This window comes from Bacillus sp. AFS053548, assembly GCF_002575105.1.
In the GTDB taxonomy this organism is placed as follows: Bacteria; Bacillota; Bacilli; order Bacillales; family Bacillaceae_G; genus Gottfriedia.
Genome location: NZ_NUHI01000050.1, coordinates 1 through 2822 on the forward strand (window position 1 = coordinate 1; position 2822 = coordinate 2822).

A 2822-nucleotide genomic window follows, 5' to 3' on the forward strand; every position below is an offset into this window, starting at 1 on the left:
TAGTTGAAGATCAAGAGCAGCCATTTGCTGCTTTTTTATTTAAGTATTTGGCAGTTTAGTTGCATAAGAAATGATAAAATAGTAAGTCAATAATTGATAATTTTTTTAAAAAACTGAATTATCTTGACAATTATCGGATGGATTGATATGGTTATAAAAAAAATATTTCTTATCCAGAGAGGTGGAGGGACTGGCCCTTTGAAGCCTCAGCAACAGGTCTGCTTAAGTAGACACTGTGCTAATTCCAGCGGGTGATAACCTGATAGATGAGAGCTTCCGTTTTTATTTGTCAGTAGCGCACTCTTTTTTAGAGTGCGTTTTTGTTTTTTCTGGATAGTAACTAAAGGAGAGTAGAAATGGGGAACAAAAATGGGCAAGAATTTCAAAGGAACATGCAAGCACGTCATTTAGTCATGCTATCACTTGGTGGGGTGATTGGAACTGGCTTATTCTTAAGCTCGGGCTACACTATTCAACAAGCTGGCCCGTTTGGAACAATTCTATCCTATCTGATTGGTGCGCTAGTGGTTTATCTAGTTATGCTATGTTTAGGAGAGCTTTCCGTACATATGCCTGAAACGGGCTCATTTCACAGTTATGCAGTTAAATACATTGGACCGGGTACAGGGTATACAGTAGCCTGGTTGTATTGGTTAACTTGGACTGTTGCTTTAGGTTCTGAATTTACAGCCGCAGGATTACTTATGAAGCGATGGTTTCCAACGATTAATGTTTGGATATGGAGTGCTATTTTTGCCATTTTGATTTTTGTATTAAATGTCATGACTGTTAAATTTTTCGCCGAATCCGAATTTTGGTTTTCATCGATAAAGGTTATAGCTATTGTGATTTTTATTGTTTTAGGAGCAGCGGCAATGCTAGGGTTTCTTCCGATGAGTCATTCAAAAGCAGCACCATTATTTTCTAATTTTACAAGTGGAGGTTTATTTCCTCATGGTGCTACGGGCATTATAATGACCATGCTTGCGGTTAATTTTGCTTTTTCGGGAACAGAATTAATAGGCATTGCAGCTGGAGAAACCGCGAACCCGGAAAAAATGATACCGAAGGCCATTCGAACTACTCTGTGGAGATTGATCATCTTTTTTGTAGGAACGATTTTTGTTTTATCTGCGTTATTGCCTATTTCCGATGCTGGTATATTAGAGAGCCCTTTTGTTGCAGTTCTAGAACGAATTGGGGTGCCATATTCAGCTGACATAATGAATTTCGTTATCTTAACAGCTATTTTATCTGCGGCAAACTCAGGCCTCTATGCCTCTTCTAGAATGCTTTGGTCGCTTGCTAATAAGAATACAATATCTCCGATTTTTGGAAAAATGACGAAGCAAGGTGTTCCAATCAACGCCGTCATTTTCAGCATGGTGGGTGGAGCTTTGGCTTTGCTCTCAAGTATTGTGGCACCAGATACTGTCTATATCGTACTTGTTTCCATTTCCGGTCTAGCAGTAGTTGTAGTTTGGATGAGTATTAGTGCTTCCCAGTTCCTATTTCGCAGACAATTTTTGAAAGAAGGAAATTCTGAAAAGGACTTGATTTATCGCACACCACTGTATCCATTAGTACCAATTGCTTCTTTTATCCTTTGTCTGGCATCGTGTATTGGAATTGCATTCGATCCAACACAGAGAATTGCCTTATATTGCGGCATACCGTTTATTTTGTTTTGCTATGGAAGTTATTATCTAACAAAAAATTTAAAAAAGAGGAGCGTAGATTATGTCGAACAAAGTCAATCCAATTGATGCTATTTTATCCCAACATTCCATTATGCTTCTTGACGGAGCATTAGCTACAGAATTGGAGGCGCATGGATGTAATTTGGACGATCCCCTTTGGTCGGCACGTGTGTTACTAGAAAATCCGGAACTTATTTATCAGGTTCATTCGGACTATTTTCGTGCTGGTGCGGACTGTGCCATAACAGCAAGCTATCAAGCTACTATTAGTGGTTTTTCCGCGCGTGGAATACAAGAACAGGAAGCTTTGGAATTAATTAAGAAAACGGTGTTACTTGCAAGAAGGGCAAGAGATGATTTTTGGAAGGAAAATAAGCAAACGAATAGGCCTAAACCATTGGTTGTTGCATCGGTTGGGCCGTACGGGGCTTACCTTGCAGATGGTTCAGAGTATGTAGGTAACTATGGTGTGACAGATAAAACATTAGCAGACTTTCACCGTTCGAGAATGTCAGCGTTAATTGAAGCAGGTGCAGATCTATTGGCATTTGAAACGATCCCTTCCCTGCAAGAAGCAAGAGTATTAGATACATTATTACGTGAGTTTCCAGAAACATATGCGTGGCTTTCCTTTTCGTTAAAAAATGAGAAAGAGATTAGTGAAGGTATGAAACTCGTAGAGTGTGCACGAGTTTTTGAGAAAAGTGAACAAATTGTAGCAATAGGCATCAATTGTGCGCCAGTAACCGTTGTGACTGGTGCAATACAAGAGTTGAGGGCAAACACCAAAAAACCGATTATTGTTTATCCAAACTCTGGTGAAACTTATAATCCAGAAACAAAAACATGGCATGGTCATGAACAATGTAACGTGTTAGATATTCAATCTGAAGAATGGTACCAAGCAGGTGCACGTTTAATAGGTGGATGCTGCAGAACGACACCTTATCACATTGAGGAGATATCAAACAAGTGGCGTTCTTCCAAGTATTGAACCAATTGAAGGTGAAGGGGACTATTTATTCGTAATTAAAGTTAACGAAGAGGTTAATTTAGTTATTCAAAAAATAGTTCATATTGCTGAAAGTTATTCAACTAACACATGCGTGTGCGGCCGAGCCT

The 2822-nt window shown here is 39.2% G+C and carries 2 protein-coding genes and 1 riboswitch; both genes read left to right on the top strand.

What is annotated here, in order from left to right:
* The first annotated feature begins 166 nt into the window (after positions 1-166).
* Positions 167-273: riboswitch (SAM riboswitch) on the top strand.
* An 83-nt stretch (positions 274-356) separates the two neighbouring features.
* Positions 357-1766 (top strand): S-methylmethionine permease, encoded by a 1410-nt coding sequence (gene mmuP, locus CN946_RS20650; RefSeq protein ID WP_098862812.1) that lies wholly within the window; start codon positions 357-359, stop codon positions 1764-1766.
* Positions 1741-2694, top strand: a complete 954-nt coding sequence (mmuM, locus tag CN946_RS20655; protein ID WP_098862813.1) for a homocysteine S-methyltransferase — start codon at positions 1741-1743, stop codon at positions 2692-2694. Before mmuP ends, mmuM begins: the two co-directional genes overlap by 26 nt.
* Positions 2695-2822: the final 128 nt, after the last annotated feature.

Coding starts and splice junctions, on each gene's coding strand:
- mmuP (WP_098862812.1), top strand. CDS start 357: ATGGGGAACAAAAATGGGCAAGAATTTCAAAGGAACATGCAAGCACGT.
- mmuM (WP_098862813.1), top strand. CDS start 1,741: ATGTCGAACAAAGTCAATCCAATTGATGCTATTTTATCCCAACATTCC.